2 protein-coding genes are annotated in these 3,860 nt (G+C 74.2%); both read right to left on the minus strand.

Annotated features, from left to right (window positions below):
• Positions 1-2,516 (minus strand): hypothetical protein (locus RI554_10760; protein ID MDR9392496.1); only part of this gene is annotated, 2,516 nt, incomplete at its 3' end.
• On the minus strand, positions 2,513-3,860 hold a 1,348-nt coding region (locus RI554_10765; protein ID MDR9392497.1), incomplete at its 5' end, for a DUF2357 domain-containing protein. The genes RI554_10760 and RI554_10765, both read right to left, overlap by 4 nt.

Below are 3,860 nucleotides of genomic sequence, written 5' to 3' on the forward strand. Positions count from 1 at the left end.
CCCCGACCCTCGAGGTACTGCGTGAGCGCTTCGGCGAGGAACGCGACGTCTCGCTTCTTCTTCCGCTTGGCGATGGTGCGGGCTTCGTCCAGGATGGCGAGCGCTTCGCGCAACAGGGTCTTGCGTTTCGGGGACGTCGCCGGCCCGGGAACGCGGACCCGTGTGGGGCGATCGGGGTCGGCGGCCGGCGGGGTCGCGGCCGGGGACGGAGCGGCGAGGTCCTCGGCGAGGAAGGTCGGGTCCGCGATGCGGTAGCGGAGTACGCCGAGCAACAGCTTGGAGGCGTTGCCGAAACGGTTGGCCAACTTGCCGCTCTTGACTTCTCCGCGGAGCATCTCCACGGCGGCGTGGGCGAGGGCGTGCGCGGTCTCGCTGTCGAGGGCCTGGTAGGCGGTCTCCCGGTAGAGGAACGCCTCCTGCACGGCGCGCATCTGGTAGTCCTTCAGGTTCTCGTGCTCGCGGTACGCGTGCACGGCAGCGCCGAAGAGGACCCGCAGGTCCTCGGGCCGTTCGAAGCTTCGGCCCGCGACGTTCCACGCGTACTGCGCGTTCCGTCGTTCGACGGAAGCCAGCGTCCGCGATCGCCCGAGCACGGCGCGCGCGAAGTCGGTGACCGCCTCCGGCGCGCCCGCGAACGTGTACGAGCCGACCAACGCCGCCGCCCGGAACGCGTCCGTCGAGCGCTGCACCGTGGATCGCCCCGAGCGCGCCTCGGTGGCGATCTCGGCGACCTTCGCCCGGAGGGCGTCGTAGACCTCCCCGACCGGTTTCCTGCCGAGCGTGACGCCGGTCGGGACGTGCCCGTGCGCGTCGACCATCCGAGGGGAGGTCGGATCGGTCGATGCGCTCTTGCGCTGGAGCAGCTCGCGCAGGCGGGTCAGGTGACCTGGGGTCTCGGGGTCGTGAGGGTCGGCGTACAGCACGCGGTTGATCGCCGTCTTCACACCCCTCGTCCGCCAGAGGCCGGCGTCGGATCGATGCGGGGCCGCGGCGGGATAGCGCAGGGGCGCCTCCGCCCGTTTCGCCTCCAGGTAGCTGTCGGGGGTCTCGCGGGTGCGTTCCATGGTGGCCCAGTCGAGGTACACGCCGGCCTCGAACGTGCCGTGCCCCGGGGGGGCCTTCACCTGTACGGACGCGAACCCCTGACCGGGGCGTTGCCGCACCACGAGGTCGACGTCCACCGTTTTCTCGGGCGGCGTGGGCAGCTGCGTCCGGGTGAGGCGAACGTGCTTCGCGTCCCCCCGCGCGATGGCGTAGTTCAGCTCCTCGGTCGCCGGCGCGACCCTGAACCCCTTCAGGGGGTCGGGGGCGTACTCCTTCCCGCCGGGCACCACCATCCCCTCGGGGACGAGATCGACCCAGGCGGGCTCGCCGTTGCGCTTCGCGAAGATCCGGAGCGACGGCAGGACGTCCTCGTACGTCGGGAGGTCGCGCTCCAGGCGCCAGGCGTACCGGGCGGCGCCCTCCGCGGCGGTGGACGGGTCGAGCACCTCGCTGCGCGTGACGCGCGCCTCGACGTGGCGCGCCAGGCGCCGCGCGATCGGGCCGGCGTCGTCGACGGCGTGGCCGACGACGCCGTCGATCAGGACGATCGGGTCGTCGTGACGCCCCGACGCGTCGAGCGTCCGCCCGACCTCCACGATCGCGGCGTCCACGTCGACGCGGGCGGGACCGGTCGGGCCGTCGACCCGGCGCAGGGCCCCACTCTCGGTCGGCACGAGGGCGGCGGGGGGCATCTCGCCGAACAACGCCCGCCAGGGGCGTTCCTGCGTCATGAGGGCGCGCAGCGACGCGTCGTCGAGATCGAACGCGTCCCGGTCGTACTGCAGGACGCTCGTGACGGGTCGGACGACGACGTCGCCTGCGTCGACGACGTGCCCCGGCCCGTTCCGTCGGGGCACCACGACGGGGTCGGCGCCCGACCACTCGACGCGGAGCTCGAGCCGCGAGCGTTCGATCCGGTACGCGCCGAGGTGGACGTGCAGGACCTCCACGCCGTCCAGCGCGCCGGCCTCCTCGGCGTCGAGCCCGGCGACCCACCCGAGGATCGCGGCGACGGGGCGCCACAACAACTCCGGCGTGCCCGGCGCGGCGGCGCGGAGCGTCCGAAGCCAGCGCCCCTGCACCTCCTGGTCGAGGGTGTCGGGCACCACGAGGACGGTGCGGTCCGCGCCGGTCGGGCCCAGGGCGCGGAGGTGCGCGCCGACGACGTCGGCGGGATCGCCGTCCTTGGCGTCCTCGGCGTCCTGCGCGTCGTCCGCGTCGTTCGGCGCCGTGAGGCGCTGGACCGCGTCCCGGACGAAGGCGAAGGACCTATCGTCCAGGTCCAGGAGATCGGTGGGGGTGAGCGTCGCGCGCGCCTCGTCCCCGGCGATCCAGCGCTCGCCGACGTGCGCGGGACGTCGGGCGACTGCGCCGAGCACCCGGCGGGACGCCACGACCTCCGGCGCGCCGGCGTTGCGGAGGTCCGCGGCGTGATCGAGGACCCCGTCGACGTCCAGGCCGCGGAGGATCACGCGACGACCTCCGTCGCGAGGGCGTGCAACCAACGCCGCACCGCGTCGAGCGCGTCCGCCTGCGCGGACCCCGCCAGCGGCACGCGGAGGCCCGTCACGCGCCCCTCGGTCGCCGACGTGGCGTCGGCGTCGGGGTCGCCGTCGGCCGTGAGGACGAGGGCGCGGTGGACGGGGGCGTCGCCCCCCGCGTTCCACGCGTCCAGGGCGCGCCCGGCGGACCGCGCGAGGGTCGGGAGGTCCGGTGGGGTCTCGTGCACGCCGTGGACCGCCCACGCGACGGCGCGTCGCCGCCGGCCGGTGGGGAGGTGGAACGCCTCGACCTCGACGTCGCTCGCCAGGGCGGAGGTCGGGGCGGCGTCGTCCGCGTCGGGATCGACGCGCCGCACGACGAAGGCGACGTCGCCGTCCGGAGCGTCGAGGAACACCCGCTCCAGGCGGTTCGCGTCGGTCCACCGCCCCGACCGTTGTTCGGTGCGGAGGTACGGGAGGTTGCCGGCGTGCACGGTGAACCCGTCGGGGTGCCCGTTCTGCGATCCGGGGGCCGCCATCAGCATCAGCGAAGCGACGTCGGACCACAACCGCCGCTGCCACGTCCACGCCTCGTCCAGGACCGCCTCCTGACGCACCAGCTCGAGGTACGCCGTCCAGATGGCCTGGTAGCGGCGGTCGTGCAGCAGCACGTAGTTCGGGTGCGGCACCGTCGGGAGGGGCCCGACCCCCTCGAGGTCGGGGGAGGCGTGGTAGCGACGCACCAGCGTGCGGTAGGTGCGCACCGCACGGTAGCGCGACGATTCGGTGCGCTGGGCGTGCGCGCGCAGGTAGCTCCGCGCTTCGTTCGCGCTACGCCGCAGGAAGTCCTTCAGGACGCGGTTCTCGAGGGTGTCGTGCGTCTCGTGCCGCACGACGGCCATGAGGCGTTGGTCGCGGCCCGCCTTCTCCGCCGGCGTCACGCCGGGTTGGCGGGCGTAGTGCTGCAGCGACGCGACGTCCAGTTCGCGGATGCGGTCGACGCGTTCGCGCTCGCGGTTGCGGCGCAGGATGCGGCGGGGGCGTTCGGCGACGTCCCGCACCGCGCGCTTCAGGGTCTCGGCGTGCCGCACGATCAACGCCATCGTCGGTTCGCGGGGGTCCTCCTGCCGGAGGATCGCGGCGGCGAGTTCGTCCCACGTGGGCCGTACGACGCCGCGCATCGTGCCGGTCTCCCGGGTGCGGCGTCGCCCTCCGTCGACCGCCTCCTCGATGCGCTCGACCTGCAGGCCGACGAGGGCGTCGAGGCGGACGGCGGCCGGCGAGGGCTCCTTCGTCGACCCGGGGCGGGGCACGACCCCGTGGAGCGGCACGGAG

The organism is Trueperaceae bacterium (genome assembly GCA_031581195.1).
GTDB lineage: Bacteria > Deinococcota > Deinococci > Deinococcales > Trueperaceae > SLSQ01.